The 16,704-nt window shown below is 65.7% G+C and carries 11 protein-coding genes; 8 read left to right on the top strand and 3 right to left on the bottom strand.

Features of this window, described 5'->3' with window-relative positions:
- The first annotated feature begins 227 nt into the window (after nt 1–227).
- The 6 genes from recC (at nt 228) to yfiB (ending at nt 11,889) form a co-directional block, all read left to right on the top strand.
- Nucleotides 228–3,680, top strand: a complete 3,453-nt coding sequence (recC, locus tag GDH07_RS31070) for an exodeoxyribonuclease V subunit gamma (protein ID WP_152899770.1) — start codon at nt 228–230, stop codon at nt 3,678–3,680.
- Nucleotides 3,677–7,366 (top strand): exodeoxyribonuclease V subunit beta, encoded by a 3,690-nt coding sequence (recB, locus tag GDH07_RS31065; RefSeq protein ID WP_152899769.1) that lies wholly within the window; start codon nt 3,677–3,679, stop codon nt 7,364–7,366. Before recC ends, recB begins: the two co-directional genes overlap by 4 nt.
- Nucleotides 7,363–9,432 carry an exodeoxyribonuclease V subunit alpha gene (gene recD / locus GDH07_RS31060; protein ID WP_152899768.1) on the top strand — a complete coding sequence of 690 codons (2,070 nt, stop codon included), beginning with the start codon at nt 7,363–7,365 and terminating at the stop codon, nt 9,430–9,432. The genes recB and recD overlap by 4 nt, the downstream gene beginning before the upstream one ends.
- Before the next feature lie 104 nt (nt 9,433–9,536).
- On the top strand, nt 9,537–10,118 hold the full coding sequence (yfiR, locus tag GDH07_RS31055) for a regulatory sequestration protein YfiR (protein ID WP_031320814.1): 582 nt from the start codon (nt 9,537–9,539) through the stop codon (nt 10,116–10,118).
- Nucleotides 10,115–11,380, top strand: coding sequence for a diguanylate cyclase DgcN/YfiN (gene dgcN, locus GDH07_RS31050; protein ID WP_022642127.1), 1,266 nt, complete (start codon nt 10,115–10,117; stop codon nt 11,378–11,380). Before yfiR ends, dgcN begins: the two co-directional genes overlap by 4 nt.
- A 17-nt stretch (nt 11,381–11,397) precedes the next feature.
- Entirely contained in the window at nt 11,398–11,889 is a 492-nt protein-coding gene (gene yfiB / locus GDH07_RS31045) for an outer membrane lipoprotein YfiB (RefSeq protein ID WP_425502181.1), read from the top strand.
- A 72-nt stretch (nt 11,890–11,961) separates the two neighbouring features.
- Here the strand turns inward: yfiB and GDH07_RS31040 are convergent, their stop codons facing one another.
- On the bottom strand, nt 11,962–12,912 hold the full coding sequence (locus tag GDH07_RS31040; protein WP_022642129.1) for a LysR family transcriptional regulator: 951 nt from the start codon (nt 12,910–12,912) through the stop codon (nt 11,962–11,964).
- A gap of 147 nt (nt 12,913–13,059) precedes the next feature.
- Between GDH07_RS31040 and GDH07_RS31035 the strand changes: the two genes are divergently transcribed.
- Entirely contained in the window at nt 13,060–14,586 is a 1,527-nt protein-coding gene (locus tag GDH07_RS31035; RefSeq protein ID WP_022642130.1) for a CoA-acylating methylmalonate-semialdehyde dehydrogenase, read from the top strand.
- A gap of 10 nt (nt 14,587–14,596) precedes the next feature.
- A complete protein-coding gene (mmsB, locus tag GDH07_RS31030; RefSeq protein ID WP_022642131.1) occupies nt 14,597–15,484 on the top strand; it encodes a 3-hydroxyisobutyrate dehydrogenase in 888 nt (295 codons plus the stop codon).
- Nucleotides 15,485–15,601: 117 nt separating this feature from the next.
- Here mmsB and GDH07_RS31025 read toward each other — a convergent pair whose 3' ends face one another.
- Together GDH07_RS31025 and parS are read right to left on the bottom strand one after the other, a co-directional pair.
- Entirely contained in the window at nt 15,602–16,120 is a 519-nt protein-coding gene (locus tag GDH07_RS31025) for an RES family NAD+ phosphorylase (protein WP_022642132.1), read from the bottom strand.
- Nucleotides 16,117–16,602, bottom strand: coding sequence for a type II RES/Xre toxin-antitoxin system antitoxin (gene parS, locus GDH07_RS31020; RefSeq protein WP_053136778.1), 486 nt, complete (start codon nt 16,600–16,602; stop codon nt 16,117–16,119). The genes GDH07_RS31025 and parS overlap by 4 nt, the downstream gene beginning before the upstream one ends.
- Nucleotides 16,603–16,704: the final 102 nt, after the last annotated feature.

The raw sequence follows: 16,704 nt of genomic DNA, 5'->3' as shown, positions 1-16,704 counted from the left end.
CAGTGAAACGATGCATCGCCGATGGTAGTGTGGGGTTTCCCCATGTGAGAGTAGGTCATCGTCAAGATTAAATTCCGAAACCCCAATTGCGAAAGCAGTTGGGGTTTTGTCTTTGCGCGGACGAAAAATCATAGCGGCCCACAGCTCTTTGATCGGCTCGGCTGCCAGCCTTCCGTGACAGTGCTAAGGTTCCGCCCTAGCTTTTTGCATTCTCCAAGGAAGCCCTTATGCCGGACGTCTCGTCCATCACCCCTGGTTTCATGGTGGTTCATGGCAACCGCCTGGACGAGTTGCGCAGCCTGGTGGTCAGCTGGATGCGGCGTTACCCACTGGCTCCCCTGGAAAATGAAATCGCCCTGGTCCAGAGCAACGGTATTGCCCAGTGGTTGAAGCTGGCCCTGGCCGAAGATCCAGAGGACGATGACTCCGGCGGTTGTGGCATCGCTGCTGCCATCGATGTGCAATTGCCCGGCAGCTTCATGTGGCAGCTGTATCGCCAGGTACTGGGACGCGACGAAATCCCGCCCAAGTCCCTGCTGGACAAGGCCCCGTTGACCTGGCGATTGATGCGCCTGCTACCGGAGCTGATCGACGAGCCCCATTTCGAGCCCCTGCAACGCTTCCTGACCCACGACAGCGACTTGCGCAAACGCTATCAGTTGGCCGAGCGCCTGGCCGACCTGTTCGACCAGTACCAGGTGTACCGCGCCGACTGGCTGGAAGACTGGGCCGCAGGCCGCCATCAACTGCGCAACGTCCGTGGCGAGCCCAAGCCCCTGACCTCGGCCAACTGCTGGCAGGCCGAGCTATGGCGAGCGCTGCTCCTGGATGTTGGCACCGAAGGCATGGCCCAGAGCCGTGCAGGTGTGCACCAGCGCTTCATCGAACGCATCAACCACCTGCACACCGCCCCCTCTGGCTTGCCGTCCCGGGTGATCGTCTTCGGCATCTCCTCATTACCGGCCCAAGTGCTGGAAGCCCTGGCCGGCCTGGCTCGCTTCAGCCAGGTGTTGCTCTGCGTGCACAACCCTTGCCGCCACCACTGGGCCGATATCGTTGCCGACAAAGACCTGTTGCGCCACCAGTACAAACGCCAGGCGCGCAAGGCTGGCATGCCTCAAGCCCTGGACCCGGAGACCCTGCACCAGCACGCCCACCCCTTGCTGGCCGCCTGGGGCAAGCAAGGCCGGGACTACATCAACCTGCTGGACAGCTACGACGATCCCAACAGTTATCGCGCGGCCTTTCGCGATGGACGGATCGACCTGTTCAGCGAGAGCCGCCCTGCCAGCATGCTCCAGCAACTGCAGGACGACATCCTCGAGCTGCGCCCCCTCGGCGAAACCCGCGAACTGTGGCCAGGGGTCGATCCACAACAGGACCAGTCGATCCGTTTCCACATTGCCCATAGCGCCCAGCGCGAGGTGGAGATCCTCCACGACCAGTTGCTGGCCCGCTTCAGCGCCGACCCCGATCTGCGCCCACGGGATGTGATCGTCATGGTCCCGGACATCGACAGCTACGCACCGCATATTCGGGCGGTGTTCGGCCAGCTGGAGCGTGATGACCGGCGCTTCATCCCCTTTACTCTCACCGACCAGGGCCAGCGTGGCCGCGACCCGCTGCTGATCGCCGTGGAACACCTGTTGAAGCTTCCGGACAGCCGCTTTCCGGTCAGCGAAATCCTCGACCTGCTGGACGTCCCGGCGCTGCGGGCACGTTTCGGCGTCGACGAAGCCGACTTGCCCACCCTGCATCGCTGGATCGAAGGTGCCGGCATCCGTTGGGGCATGAATGCCGAACAACGGGCCGAATTGGGCCTGCCCCAGGAGCTGGAGCAGAACAGCTGGCGTTTCGGTCTGCGGCGGATGCTGCTGGGTTATGCCGTCGGTCGTTCCGCGGCCTGTGGCGGAATCGAACCCTACGATGAAATCGGTGGCCTGGACGCAGCCCTCATCGGCCCGTTGGTGGCCCTGCTCGATGCCCTGCAACTGGCCTACGAGCAGCTCTGCCAGCCCGCCGCGCCGGAGCAGTGGGGCGAACGCCTGCACAATCTGCTGGAGCTGTTCTTCCTGGCCAGCACCGAACATGACGACTACCTGCTGGGCCAACTGGAAGACCTGCGTGAAACCTGGCTCGAAACCTGCGAAGCCGTGGGCCTGCAAGATGAGCTGCCGCTGACCGTGGTCCGCGAAGCCTGGCTGGCGGGCCTCGACCAGGGGCGCCTGTCCCAGCGCTTCCTCGCCGGTGCGGTGAATTTCTGCACCCTGATGCCGATGCGTGCCATTCCCTTCAGGCTGGTGTGCCTTTTGGGAATGAACGATGGCGACTATCCTCGGGCCCAGCCGCCGCTGGACTTCGACCTGATGGGCAGCGACTACCGTCCGGGCGATCGTTCGCGCCGCGAAGACGATCGCTACCTGCTGCTCGAGGCTCTGCTTTCGGCTCGTGACCAGCTCTATATCAGCTGGGTCGGCCGCAGTATCCGCGACAACAGCGAGCGCCCCGCGTCGGTACTGATCGGCCAATTGCGCGATCACCTGGCCAGTGGTTGGCACCTGGCGGACAACGGCCAATCGCTGTTGGAAGAACTGACCCAGGAGCATCCGTTGCAACCCTTCAGCGCTCGCTATTTCCACGACAGCGATCCGCTGTTCAGCTATGCCCGGGAGTGGCAGGTGCTGCACCAGGACCGCGAAGAGCAGGCTGTGGCCGAGTGCCTGGAGCCCTACGTGCAGGAAGAACCCCTGAGCCTGGCCCAGTTGCAGGATTTCCTGCGCCACCCGGTTCGGCATTTCTTCAGCCAGCGGCTCAAGGTGTTCTTCGAAGCGATGGAGGCCCCCCTGGCCGATGAAGAACCCTTCGTCCTCGATGCGCTGCAACGCTACAACCTCAGCGACAGCCTGCTTGCGGCCGCGCTGGCCGATGTCGAGCAACCGGAGCAGGCATTGCAGGACCAGGCCCAGCGTCTCCAGGCCAGCGGCCTGCTGCCCATGGCCGGTTTTGGCGAGTGCCTGCAGCGGGAGTTGATGGAGCCGCTGCCCGACCTGCTGCAACGCTATCGGCAGCTGTTGGCCCTGTGGCCAACGCCCCTGGCCAGCGCCTTGCCCATCAGCCTGGAAGTGCAGGGCGTACGGATCGAAGGCTGGCTCAGTGCCCTGTACCAGCGGGCCGACGGTGGCTTGCTGGCGGTGACCACCATCGCCAACGCCATCGGCTCCACCAAAACCCGCAAATGGCACCGGCTGATCAAGCCGTGGATCAACCACTTGCTGGCCTGTGCCAGCGATTACCGCCTGACCACCGCGCTGGTGGCCAGCGATGACAGCCTGTTGCTGGCTCCTTTGGAGTCGCAAGTGGCCCGGCAGATCCTCGAGGACTTGCTGCGCGCCTGGCAGGCGGGCATGCGCCAGCCATTGCCCGTGGCGATCAAGACCGCCTTCGCCTGGCTGGGCCAGGGCGATCCGGACAAGGCCGCGGCCGCCGCGCGCAAGACCTACGATGGCGATGGCCAGAACAGCCAGGGCGAACGTCGTGAAAGCCCGGCCCTGGCCCGGCAGTTCGCCGACTACAACGCATTGATTGCCGATGAAACCTTCAGCGCCTGGGCCGAAACCCTTTACCGCCCGCTGCTCGATGCACCCTGGCGCTCGGCCCTCGGCGAGGAGGCCGGCGCATGACTGTACAGACTCCCCTGGCCCTGGCTTTTCCCCTGCGTGGCAGCCAGCTGATCGAGGCCAGCGCCGGCACCGGCAAGACCTTCACCATTTCCGCACTCTACCTGCGCCTGGTGCTGGGCCATGGCGGCACGAGCGCAGGCTTTGGTCGCGAGCTGCTGCCGCCGCAGATCCTGGTGGTGACCTTCACCGACGCCGCCACCAAGGAATTGCGTGAACGTATCCGCACCCGCCTGGCCGAGGCCGCCCGCTTCTTCCGCGATGAAACCCCGGCCCCGGACGGTCTGATCGAGCAACTGCGCCAAGAGTATTGCGCCGAGCAATGGGCGGCCTGCGCCAACCGCCTGGATATCGCTGCCCAATGGATGGATGAGGCTGCGGTTTCCACCATCCACAGTTGGTGCCAACGGATGTTGCGTGAGCACGCTTTCGACAGCGGCAGCCTGTTCACCCAGACCCTGGAGACCGACCACAGTGATCTGCTGGGCGAGGTCCTGCGCGACTACTGGCGGCTGTTCTGCTATCCGCTGCAAGGTGAGGCGCTGAACTGGGTGCGCAGCCATTGGGTGGGGCCGGCCGAACTGCTGCCCCGGGTCCGGGCGTTGTTCGGCAATGAGCGACGCGATCCACAGGACCAGACGCCCGGCGAGCTGATTGATGCCAGCCTGCAAGAGCGCCGCGCGGCCCTGGTGCAGATCAAGGCTCCCTGGCGCCAATGGGCCGAGGAACTGCGCGAGATCTGCCTGCAAGGGGTGGCGAGCAAGAGTGTCGATGGCCGCAAGATGCAGGCCCGCTATTTCGAGCCCTGGTTCGACAAGATCAGCGCCTGGGCCGAGGACGAGAGCCTCGAGCAACTGGATATCGGCACCGGTTTCAGCCGCCTGACGCCCGAAGGCATGGGCGAAGCCTGGAAGGGCGAGCCTCCCAGCCATCCCGGTCTCGATGCCATGGCCGGGCTCAAGGCCAGCCTCGAGGCCTTGCCCAGCCCGGATGCGGCGGTGCTGCAACACGCGGCGCAGTGGGTCGGGGCGCGGTTCGAGGAAGAGAAGCGCCGTCGCGCCGAGATGGGCTTCGACGACATGCTGTTGCGCCTCGATGGCGCCTTGCAGAATGACGATGGCGGGCGCCTGGCCAGCCTGATTCGCGAGCAATTCCCGGTGGCCCTGATCGACGAATTCCAGGACACCGACCCGGTGCAGTACCGGATCTTCGAGAGCATCTACCGCATCGAGGACAACGACCCGGCGACCGGGCTGTTCCTGATCGGCGACCCCAAGCAGGCGATCTATGCCTTTCGCGGCGCCGATATCTATACCTACCTGCGAGCGCGCCAGGCCACCGATGGCCGCTTGCATACCCTGGGCACCAACTTCCGCTCCAGCCAGGCCATGGTCGCTGCGGTCAACCATGTCTTCCTGCAAGCCGAGCAGCGCCCGCAAGGGCGCGGTGCCTTCCTGTTCCGCGAGAGCAATGGCAACAACCCGGTGCCGTTCCTGCCCGTGGCGGCCCAGGATCGCCAAGAGCGTTTGCAGGTCGATGGGCAACCGCTGCCGGCGTTGAATTTCTGGCTGCTGCCCTCGGAACAACCGGTATCCGGTGCTTTGTATCGCCAGCAACAGGCCGCCGCCTGTGCCAGTGCCATCGTCGGCTTGCTCAACGGTGGCCAGCAGGGCCGCAGCGGTTTCGTTCGCGATCAGCAAGGGTGCACGGGCCTGCTGCCTGCGGACATCGCCATCCTGGTGCGCGACGGCAAGGAGGCCCAGGCCATCCGTACCGAGCTGGCTGCCCGTGGCGTGCGCAGTGTCTACCTCTCGGACAAGGATTCGGTATTCGCCGCCCAGGAGGCCCGCGACCTGCTGGTGTGGCTCAAGGCCTGCGCCGAGCCGGATGTGGAGCGGCCGCTACGGGCGGCCCTGGCTTCGCTGACCCTTGACCTGCCGCTGCTGGAACTGGAGCGCCTGAACCAGGATGAACTGGCCTGGGAAGCACGGGTCATGCAGTTCCGTGGTTACCGTGGGATCTGGCGCAGCCAGGGCGTGCTGCCGATGCTGCGCCGCCTGCTGCACGACTTCCAGCTACCCCAGGCGCTGATGGCCCGCAGCGATGGCGAGCGGGTGCTGACCAACCTCCTGCACCTGTGCGAGCTGCTGCAGCAGAACGCTGCCGAGCTGGATGGCGAGCAGGCGCTGATCCGCCACCTGGCCGAGCACCTGGCGCTCTCCGGACAGGCCGGCGAAGAGCAGATCCTGCGCCTGGAAAGCGATGAACAACTGGTCAAGGTGGTCACCATCCACAAGTCCAAGGGCCTGGAGTATCCCTTGGTCTTCCTGCCATTCATCTGTTCCACCAAACCGGTGGACGGCAGCCGCTTGCCGTTGCATTACCACGATGGCGCCGGCAAGCCCCAGGTCAGCCTGCGACCCACCGAGCAACTGATCGCCCAGGCCGACGAAGAACGCCTGGCCGAGGACCTGCGCCTGCTCTATGTGGCCCTGACCCGGGCCCGGCATGCCTGCTGGCTGGGGGTTGCCGATCTCAAGCGGGGCAACCAGGGCAGTTCCATCCTGCATCTTTCGGCCCTGGGCTATCTCTTGGGGGGCGGTGCGGCGCTCACTGAATCCACGGGCCTGCAGCGTTGGCTGCTGGATCTGCAGCAAGGCTGCCCGGCCATCGGCGTGGGCGAGTTGCCGGCCGTCGATGACCAGCGTTTCCATCCGCCTCGCAACCCGGCCCGCTTGCTGGCCCCACTGGTGCCCGCACGACGTGCGGCGGAGCACTGGTGGATCGCGTCCTACAGCGCCCTGCGCATCAGCGACACCCTCGGCAGTGCCAGCCAGGCGCCGGACGATCCCCAGGCCCAGAAGCTGTTCGACGACGAGCGCCTGGATCCCGAGGCCCCTCGGGAAGTGATCGCCAGCAGTGGCGATATCCACCGTTTCCCCCGTGGACCGAATCCCGGCACCTTCCTCCATGGCCTGTTGGAGTGGGCGGGCGAGGAGGGTTTCGATGCCAGCCCCGAGGCGATCACCGATGCCGTCGCCCGCCGCTGCAACCGCCGTGGCTGGCAAGGCTGGATCCCGACCCTGAGCGGCTGGCTGCAGCATCTGTTGCAGGCGCCGATGCCCGTTGGCGATGGCCAGCCGTCGGTGGTGCTGGGACAACTTGACCAGTACCGGGTCGAAATGGAGTTCTGGTTCGCCAGCCACAAGGTCGATGTGCTCAAGCTTGATGAACTGGTGCGCCAGCAGACTCATCAGGGCGCGGCCCGGGTCACCGCCGAGCCGGTGCTGCTCAATGGCATGTTCAAGGGTTTCATCGACCTGACGTTCGAGCACCACGGCCGTTACTACGTGGCTGACTACAAATCCAACTGGCTGGGCGCCGATGACGCCGCCTACACCGAGCAGGCCATGGAACAATCGATTCTCGACAACCGCTACGACCTGCAATACGTGCTGTACCTGCTGGCCCTGCATCGACAGTTGAAAGCCCGCCTGGCCGACTACGACTACGACCGGCACATGGGCGGCGCCTTGTACCTGTTCCTGCGCGGTACCCACTCGGCCAGCCAGGGTGTGTATTTCGCCCGGCCGCCACGACAGTTGATCGAACGCCTGGACCTGATGTTCCAGGGCCGGGCCGAGCCACCCAAGGCCGAACCGGCCTGGGAGCAGGGAGTACTGCTATGACCCCGGACCTGTTTGGCGCCCTGGACGAGCCGGTTCCCCAAGTCCCGGACCTGGCGCCGCTGAGCCATTGTGCCGACCTGTTGCTGTTGCTCGATCGTTGGGTCGCCCGTGGCTGGTTGCGGGCCCTGGACAGGGCCTTCGTCGGTTTTCTCCATGAACTGGACCCGGACTGCGACCCGCTGGTGCTTATGGCTGCGGCCCTGACCAGCCATCAGTTGGGACATGGGCACGTTTGCCTGGATCTGTTCGAGACACTCAAGGAGCCGGATTTCGCCCTGTCGCTGCCGCCCGAGGGCGATGTGCAGGGCGGCGCCCCGGTGTTGCCGTCCCAGGTCCTGGCCAGCCTGGAAGGCGCCCACTGGTGCAAGGTGCTGGCCGGCAGCCGGCTGGTGGCCCTGGCGGCGGATCATGGCGAGGCCGCCCGGCAACGGCCGTTGGTGCTGTCGGGCAAGCGCCTGTACCTGAGGCGCTACTGGGCCTACGAGCGGCGCATCGACCAGGCCTTGCGCCAGCGCCTGGCCCAGACCGAGGCGGCCCCGGAACACCTGGCCCGGCGCCTCGACGACTTGTTCGGCGCGGCCCGGCCATCCGGTCCCGTCGACTGGCAGAAGCTCGCCTGCGCCCTGGCCACTCGGGGCGCGTTCAGCATCATCACCGGCGGCCCGGGCACCGGCAAGACCACCACCGTGGTGCGCCTGTTGGCCTTGCTCCAGGGGCCGGCGGTGGAGGCGCGCAAGCCGCTGCGCATCCGCCTGGCGGCGCCCACTGGCAAGGCGGCGGCGCGTCTGACCGAGTCCATCAGCCTGCAGGTTCGCTCGCTTTCGGTGGCCGATGAAGTACGGGAAAAGATCCCCAGCGACGTCACCACCGTGCACCGTCTGCTGGGCAATCGACCCGGCACCCGGCACTTCCGCCATCACGCCGGCAATCGCCTGCCGCTGGATGTACTGGTGGTGGATGAAGCCTCGATGATCGACCTGGAAATGATGGCCAACCTGCTGGACGCCTTGCCGGCCCATGCCCGCCTGGTGCTGCTGGGGGACAAGGACCAGTTGGCGTCGGTGGAGGCCGGGGCGGTGCTGGGCGACCTGTGCCGCGATGCCGAGGCCGGTTGGTACGACCCTCGGACCCGGGCCTGGCTGGAAGCGGTCAGCGGTGAAGACCTCTCCACCAGCGGCTTGCAGGAAGACACCGGGCACCAGCATCCGCTGGCCCAGCAAGTGGTGATGCTGCGTCACTCCCGGCGCTTCGGCGAAGGCAGCGGCATCGGCCAGCTGGCGCGCTGGGTCAACCAGCAGCAAGCCGACGAAGCCCGGCGCCTGCTGGCGGCGCGCAGTCATGCCGACCTGTACTGCCTGGGTCTCAAGGGCGAACAGGATCGGGCCCTGGAGCGGCTGTTGCTGGAAGGTCACGGCGAGGGGCCGCAAGGTTATCGTCACTACCTGAATGTCCTGCGCAGCCAGCGTCCCGCCGCCGACACTGCTGTCGACGACCGGCTCTGGACCGACTGGGCACGCCATGTCTTGCAGGCCTTCGACCGCTTCCAGCTGCTGTGCGCGGTGCGCAAGGGGCCTTGGGGCGTGGAGAACCTCAACCTGCGCGTGACCCAGGCCCTGTTCAAGGCGCGGCTGATCGACAGCGACCAGCAGTGGTACGAGGGCCGGCCAGTGCTGATGACCCGCAACGACTACGGCCTGGGCCTGATGAACGGCGATATCGGCATCGCCCTGCACCTGCCGGAGCAGGGGGGGCGCCAGGTGCTGCGCGTGGCCTTCCCGCGCAACGACGGCCAGGGTGGAGTGCGCCTGGTACTACCCAGCCGTCTGAATGATATCGAGACGGTCTATGCCATGACGGTGCACAAGTCCCAGGGCTCGGAGTTCGCCCACACTGCGTTGATCCTGCCTGATGCGTTGAATCCTGTGCTGACCAAGGAACTGATCTACACCGGAATCACCCGCGCCAAGGACTGGTTCAGCCTGATCGAGCCCCGTGCCGGAGTGTTCGAGGAGGCAGTGCGGCGCAAGGTCAAGCGCTTGAGCGGGCTGATGCTGGAGCTGGACTGACGCCCCGGTTCCAGGCATCTTGCAGCGCTTCGATATCGCGGCACTTTCCTGGGCTGTGCTATCGTTGCGGCATCATTTCCGTGAAAATCAACGAGATTCCCTGCATGGACGTGGCTGTCTTGAGGACAGAGCGTATTTTAGGGTGGCGGCAGTGCGTGCTGTCGACCTTCCTCTGCCTGTTCAGCCTGTTGGCCATCGCTCAGCCGGAGCCCTCGGCCCCGGTCAGCCTGGCCGAGCAGCGCGCGAAGGCGGTGACGCAGGTGGTGCTGGGCATCCTCAGCTACGCACGTTGGCCGGTGGAGCCCGCCCAGCTGCGACTGTGCGTGGTAGGTCCCACCGAATACACCGACGATCTCCTCAAGGGCGCCACCCAGGCGACCGGGCGCCCGGTAGTGGTGCGCCGCCTGCTGGCCAGCAACCCGAAGATCGCCAGTGACTGCGACTCGGTCTATGTCGGCAAGCTGACCGTCGAGGAACGCACCCGGCTCTTCAGCTCGTTGACTGGCCAGCCGGTACTGAGCATCAGCGAGGGCGGCGACCAATGCACCGTGGGCAGCCTGTTCTGCCTGCGGGTCAGCGACAGCCAGGTGTCGTTCGAGGTCAACCTGGACTCCGTAGCCCGCAGTGGGGTGAGAATCCATCCCAGCGTGCTGCAACTGTCCCGTCGACGCCCGGCCACGCCATGAAACTGTTCAAGCCCAACCCCCGTCCCACGTTGCGGTCGGTCATAGGTCGCGGCCACCTGGCGGTCGCCTTGCTGGCGATCGGCCTGGCCAGCTTGTCCCTGACCTGCCTGGGCGTGCTGGCGCTGCGGGTGTACGCCGACCACAACCTGCACCTGATCGCCCGCTCCATCAGTTACACGGTGGAAGCCGCGGTAGTGTTCAACGACAGCGGCGCGGCCGCCGACTCCCTGGCCCTGATCGCCTCCACCGAAGAGGTGGCCGATGCCAAGGTGTACGACAGCCAGGGCCAGTTGCTGGCCAGTTGGCAGCGCCCCGACAGCGGCCTGCTGGCCAACCTGGAAATGCACATCGCCAGTGCCTTCCTGGAAAAACCCATCAGCCTGCCGATCTTCCGCCAGGGCCAGGAGATCGGCACGGTCAACGTCACCGGCCATGGCGGCAACCTGTTGCGTTTCCTCTTCAGCGGCCTGGTGGGCATCGTGCTGTGCATCGCCTTGAGCGCCTGGGCGGCGCTGTACCTGGCGCGCCGGCAATTGCGCGGCATTACCGGCCCCCTGCGCAGCCTGGCGGACGTGGCCCACGCGGCCCGGCGCGAACGAGCCTTCGACCAGCGGGTGCCGCCGGCGCAAATCGCCGAGCTGGACAACCTGGGCAATGACTTCAATGCCCTGCTCGATGAGCTGGAGGTCTGGCAGACCCACCTGCAGAGCGAAAACGAAACCCTGGCCCACCAGGCCAGCCATGACAGCCTCACCGGCCTGCCCAACCGGGCGTTCTTCGAGGGCCGGCTGATCCGCGCCTTGCGCAGTGCCAACAAGCACAACGAGCGCATGGCGGTGCTGTTTCTGGACAGCGACCGGTTCAAGGAGATCAACGACAACTTCGGCCATGCCGCCGGCGACGCGGTACTGGTGGCGGTGGCGACGCGGATCCGCGCGCAACTGCGTGAGGACGACCTGGTGGCGCGCCTGGGGGGCGACGAATTCGCGGTGCTGCTGACGCCGCTGCACCGGGTCGAGGATGCCCAGCGCATCGCCGACAAGATCATCAGCAGCATGGAGGTGCCGATCCAGTTGCCTGGCAGCCTGTCGATCCTGACGTCGCTGAGCATCGGCATCGCCGTGTACCCGGAGCATGGCGCCACTCCGGGCAGTCTGTTGAACGCCGCCGACGCGGCCATGTACCAGGCCAAGCGTGGCGCGCGAGGCGGGCAACACACAGTGGGGGCGGAGTCCCCCGTCCAGGTTCAAAACAGGAGCTAATTCCCTTGTTTTCATCGATGCAACGTCCGGTTCGACTTTTCAGCACCCTGGTGTTCATGGCCCTGCTGGCCCTGAGTGGTTGCCAGAGCGTGCCGCCCAAGGGGCTGACCCCGAAGCAGATTGCGGTATTGAAACAGGAGGGCTTCGAACTGACGGATGAAGGCTGGGCCTTCGGCCTGTCGGGCAAGGTCCTGTTCGGCAGCGACGTGGAAAGCCTCAACCCGGCCAGCACCGCGATCGTCCAGCGCATCGGCACGGCCCTGCTCAGCGTCGATATCCAGAAGGTGCGGGTCGACGGCCATACCGATGCCTCGGGCAAGGAGGCCTACAACGTGCAACTTTCCGTGCGCCGCGCCAAGAGCGTGGTCAAGGTGCTGACCCAGGCCGGCATGCGTGAAGAGAACATCCAGTTGCGCGGCCTGGGCAGCAGCGAGCCGGTGGCTTCCAATAGCACCCCGGCCGGGCGCACCGAGAACCGCCGGGTATCGATCGTGGTGATCGCCGACTGACCGGCGATCCACTCTATAGCGGCTGTAGTCCTACGGCCGTTTCTCCAGGCCGCGCGCGTGCCAGAGGGCTATCTAGGGGGCGCTGAACGACATGTTCCGGCTGTCCCCCATCAACAGGGGCTGGTTCTGCTCGGTCACTTCCCTGATGTAATCCCACAGCAAGGTGATGCGCTTGAGCTTGCGCAAATCCTCCCGGCAGTACATCCAGAACTGCCGGGTCAGGTTGATTTCCTTGGGCAGCACCGGCAGCAGGCGTGGGTCCTGGGCGGCGAGGAAGCACGGCAGGATCGCCAGCGAGCGGCCCTGTTGCGCCGCCACGTATTGGGCGATGACGCTGGTGCTGCGCAGGTGGGCGCTGGCCCCGGGCACCACGTTGGCCAGGTACAGCAGCTCGGAGCTGAAGGCCAGGTCGTCGACATAGCTGATGAACTGATGCTCGCCCAGGTCGCTGGGGCGGCGGATCGGCGGGTGGCGATCGAGGTATTCCTGGGTGGCGTACAGCTGCAGGCGGTAGTCGCATAGCTTGCAGCACACATAAGGCCCGTGCTCCGGGCGCTCCAGGGCGATGACGATATCGGCCTCGCGCTTGGACAGGCTGATGAAGTGCGGCAGCGGCAGGATATCCACCGAGATCGCCGGGTAGGCGCCGAGGAAGTGGCTCAACTGCGGGGTGATGAAGAAGGTGCCGAAGCCTTCGGTGCAGCCCATCCGTACATGCCCGGAGAGCGCCACGCCGGACCCCGAGACCTGCTCGCAGGCCATGTGCAGGGTGCTTTCGATGGCCTCGGCGTAGCCCAGCAGACGCTGGCCCTCGGCGGTCAGGACGAAACCGTTGGTACGGGATTTCTCGAACAACAGGGTGCCCAGGGCGGTTTCCAGCGAACCGATGCGCCGCGACACCGTGGTGTAGTCCACCGCCAGGCGCTTGGCCGCGCTGCTGGCCTTGCGGGTACGGGCCACTTCCAGGAAGAACTTCAGGTCGTCCCAGTTCAGGCCGCTCAGGGAGGTGATGTTTTTTTGCATGATGGACCGGATTTTATGTGCGTTCTTATTAGAAGTTTGCACATCTATACTCCAAAAACAGTCCGACACCAACTCGCGACGCCTCTCTTTTCAAGGCCTGCAATGCCTTGGCTCCCTGCATAAGAACCCAAGAAGTCAGGAGACCCCATGAACGCATCCCTCCAGTCCGGTGGCACCACCTTGCAGCAGGTCAAGCTGTTGATCGACGGTCAATGGGTCCAGTCCCAGAGCCAGGAATGGCATGACATCGTCAACCCCGCGACCCAGGAAGTGCTGGCCAAGGTGCCGTTTGCCACCGCTGCCGAAGTCGACGCCGCGATCGCCGCGGCCCAACGCGCCTTCCAGACCTGGAAACTGACCCCGATCGGCGCGCGGATGCGCATCATGCTCAAGCTCCAGGCCCTGATCCGCGAGCACTCCAAGCGTATCGCCCAGGTCCTGAGCGCCGAGCAGGGCAAGACCATCGCCGATGCCGAAGGTGACATTTTCCGTGGCCTGGAAGTGGTCGAGCATGCCTGCTCCATCGGCACCCTGCAGATGGGCGAGTTCGCCGAGAACGTCGCCGGCGGCGTGGATACCTACACCCTGCGCCAGCCTATCGGCGTGTGCGCCGGCATCACCCCGTTCAACTTCCCGGCGATGATCCCGCTGTGGATGTTCCCGATGGCCATCGCCTGCGGCAACACCTTCGTCCTCAAGCCTTCCGAGCAAGACCCACTGTCCACCATGTTGCTGGTGGAGCTGGCGGTGGAGGCGGGAGTTCCGGCCGGCGTGCTCAACGTGGTCCATGGCGGCAAGGAAGTGGTGGATGCCCTGTGCACCCACGCCGACATCAAGGCCGTGTCCTTCGTCGGCTCCACTGCCGTCGGCACCCATGTCTATGACCTGGCGGGCAAGCATGGCAAGCGGGTGCAATCGATGATGGGCGCCAAGAACCACGCCGTGGTGCTGCCTGACGCCAACCGTACCCAGACCGTCAACGCCCTGGCCGGTGCGGCGTTCGGCGCGGCCGGCCAACGGTGCATGGCCACCTCGGTGGCGGTGCTGGTGGGCAAGGCTCGTGAATGGCTGCCGGACATCAAGGAAGCCGCGAGCAAGCTCAAGGTCAACGCCGGTTGCGAGCCGGGCACCGATGTCGGCCCGGTGATCTCCAAACGGGCCAAGGAGCGCGTGCTGGGCCTGATCGAAAGCGGTATCAAGGAAGGCGCCAAGCTCGAGCTGGACGGCCGTGACGTCAAGGTCCCGGGCTACGAGCAAGGCAATTTCGTCGGCCCGACCCTGTTCTCCGGGGTGACCACCGACATGCAGATCTACACCCAGGAAATCTTCGGCCCGGTGCTGGTGGTGCTGGAAGTCGACACCCTCGACCAGGCCATCGCCCTGGTCAACGCCAACCCCTTCGGCAACGGCACCGGCCTGTTCACCCAGAGCGGCGCGGCGGCACGCAAGTTCCAGAGCGAAATCGACGTTGGCCAGGTGGGGATCAACATCCCGATCCCGGTGCCGGTACCGTTCTTCAGCTTCACCGGTTCGCGCGGTTCCAAGCTCGGCGACCTGGGTCCGTACGGCAAGCAAGTGGTGCAGTTCTACACTCAGACCAAGACCGTCACCAGCCGCTGGTTCGACGATGACAGCGTCAACGACGGTGTGAACACCACCATCAGCCTGCGTTGAGGAGCCTGACATGAACATCGCATTCATCGGCCTGGGCAACATGGGCGCGCCCATGGCCCGCAACCTGATCAAGGCCGGCCACCAGCTGAACCTGTTCGATCTCAACCAGAGCGTGCTGGCCGAGCTGGCGCAACTGGGCGGGCGCATCAGCGCCTCGCCCAAGGCCGCCGCCGAAGGCGCCGAACTGGTGATCACCATGCTGCCGGCCGCCGCCCATGTGCGTAGCGTCTGGCTCGGCGAAGACGGCGTGCTGGCGGGCATCGCCCGTGGCGTGCCGGCGGTGGACTGCAGCACCATCGACCCGCAGACCGCCCGCGAAGTGGCCAATGCCGCGGCCAAGCAGGGCGTGGCCATGGCCGACGCGCCGGTTTCCGGCGGCACTGGCGGCGCCCAGGCCGGAACCCTGACCTTCATGGTCGGGGCCAGCGCCGAGCTGTTCGCCACCCTGCAGCCGGTACTGGCGCAGATGGGCCGCAATATCGTGCACTGTGGCGAGGTCGGCACCGGACAGATCGCCAAGATCTGCAACAACCTGCTGCTGGGCATCTCGATGATCGGCGTCAGCGAAGCCATGGCCCTGGGTGATGCCCTGGGTATCGACACCAAGGTGCTGGCCGGGATCATCAACAGCTCCACCGGGCGTTGCTGGAGCTCCGACACCTACAACCCGTGGCCGGGAGTGATCGAGACCGCGCCTGCCGCGCGCGGCTACACCGGCGGTTTTGGCGCCGAGCTGATGCTCAAGGACCTGGGGCTGGCCACCGAGGCTGCCCGCCAGGCCCATCAGCCGGTGGTGCTGGGCGCGGTGGCCCAGCAGCTGTACCAGGCCATGAGCCAGCGCGGGGAAGGTGGCAAGGACTTCTCGGCCATCGTCAACAGCTACCGCAAGCCGCAGTAGCCCTTTGCGTGGCGGGGGCCAAGTCCTCGCCACGAATACCGTCTCATGATCGCAGCCCCCCGAATGGGGGCGTTTCCGGGAATCCGCGTCGGGCGGCTTCCCGTTTTTTTTGCCCGCTCAGTTGGGCCGGCCAGCCGGAGTGCGCGCTGGCGGATTGAGGCGGGTATCGAGGCCGAAGCGCTCCTGGATCACCACCTGGTACAACCCCTTGGCCAACAGCGGGTTGATCAGGATGTTCCAGCTGTGGCGCGAAACCGAGGAGGGCACCAGCACGAAGGGATGCTCGGCCAGCAACTGGTCGGCGAATTGCTGCTGGCCGGCACTGGGAATGCCCGGCACCAGCCAGTTGGGATTGGGCACGCGGCCTTCGTCCAGGCGGTAGATGGTCGACGGGTCGTGGATCAGCGCCCCGGTCAGCACATGGGGCACCTGGTCGAGCGCGGCGAACCCCTTGTGCACGGCCACCTCGAGGATCGCCGTGGCAGGGTCGGCGCTGCCGTACACGGCCTTGACCCCCTTGGAGTTCCAGCGCCCGCCGCACAGCTCGGCGCCGATGCCGCTGTCCCAGCTGTCGGCGTGCTGCGCGGCGTCTAGGCGCCAGAAGTGGACGGCACTGCCGCCGGGGACGCTGATCACTGATAGACCCCGTATTCCAGGCGGGTGAGGAACTCATCCACCAGCTCGAAGCCGATGGGGTTGGTCAGCAGGTCCACCGGCTTGTGGCCGTCCAGGGCCATCACCGGCTTGGCCATCCAGTCCTGGGCCTGTTCGCTGCTGCCGAAGATCTCCTGGGCCTTGGACAGGACCTGGGCGAAGCGCACCGCCCGGGCACTCTGCTCCGGGTTCAGCGGTTCGTCGGGAGTCTTCAGGCGCCGGTGCAGGGTGCGCTCGGACAGGCCGATGATCTTGGCCAGGACCTGTTCGTCCTTGAGCATGGGCACCGAAGACACGAACTTGACGATCGCCGCCAGCGGAATGCCTTCCTCGGTCAGGCGATAGATGGAGATGCGGTCGTCGAAACGCGCCCGGCCACCGAGCAGGATCTCCGAGGTCCGATCCTTCAATACGGGTTTGCCGCGTCGTTTCACGGCGATGTCGCTACCGGTCATTGCAACCATGGACGTGACTCCTGCCTTTGCCATTTGGCAGAGATTATAACGACATTTGGCAGGTTGCGCCGAGCCGGGCGTCGCCAGGCCGGGTGGACCGGCCGGACGCTG

Origin of the sequence: Pseudomonas piscis, from assembly GCF_009380155.1 — a bacterium.
Lineage (GTDB): Bacteria > Pseudomonadota > Gammaproteobacteria > Pseudomonadales > Pseudomonadaceae > Aquipseudomonas > Aquipseudomonas piscis.
The sequence above is the reverse complement of the archived record's forward strand: the minus strand, read 5'-3'. Positions and strand labels throughout refer to the sequence as shown.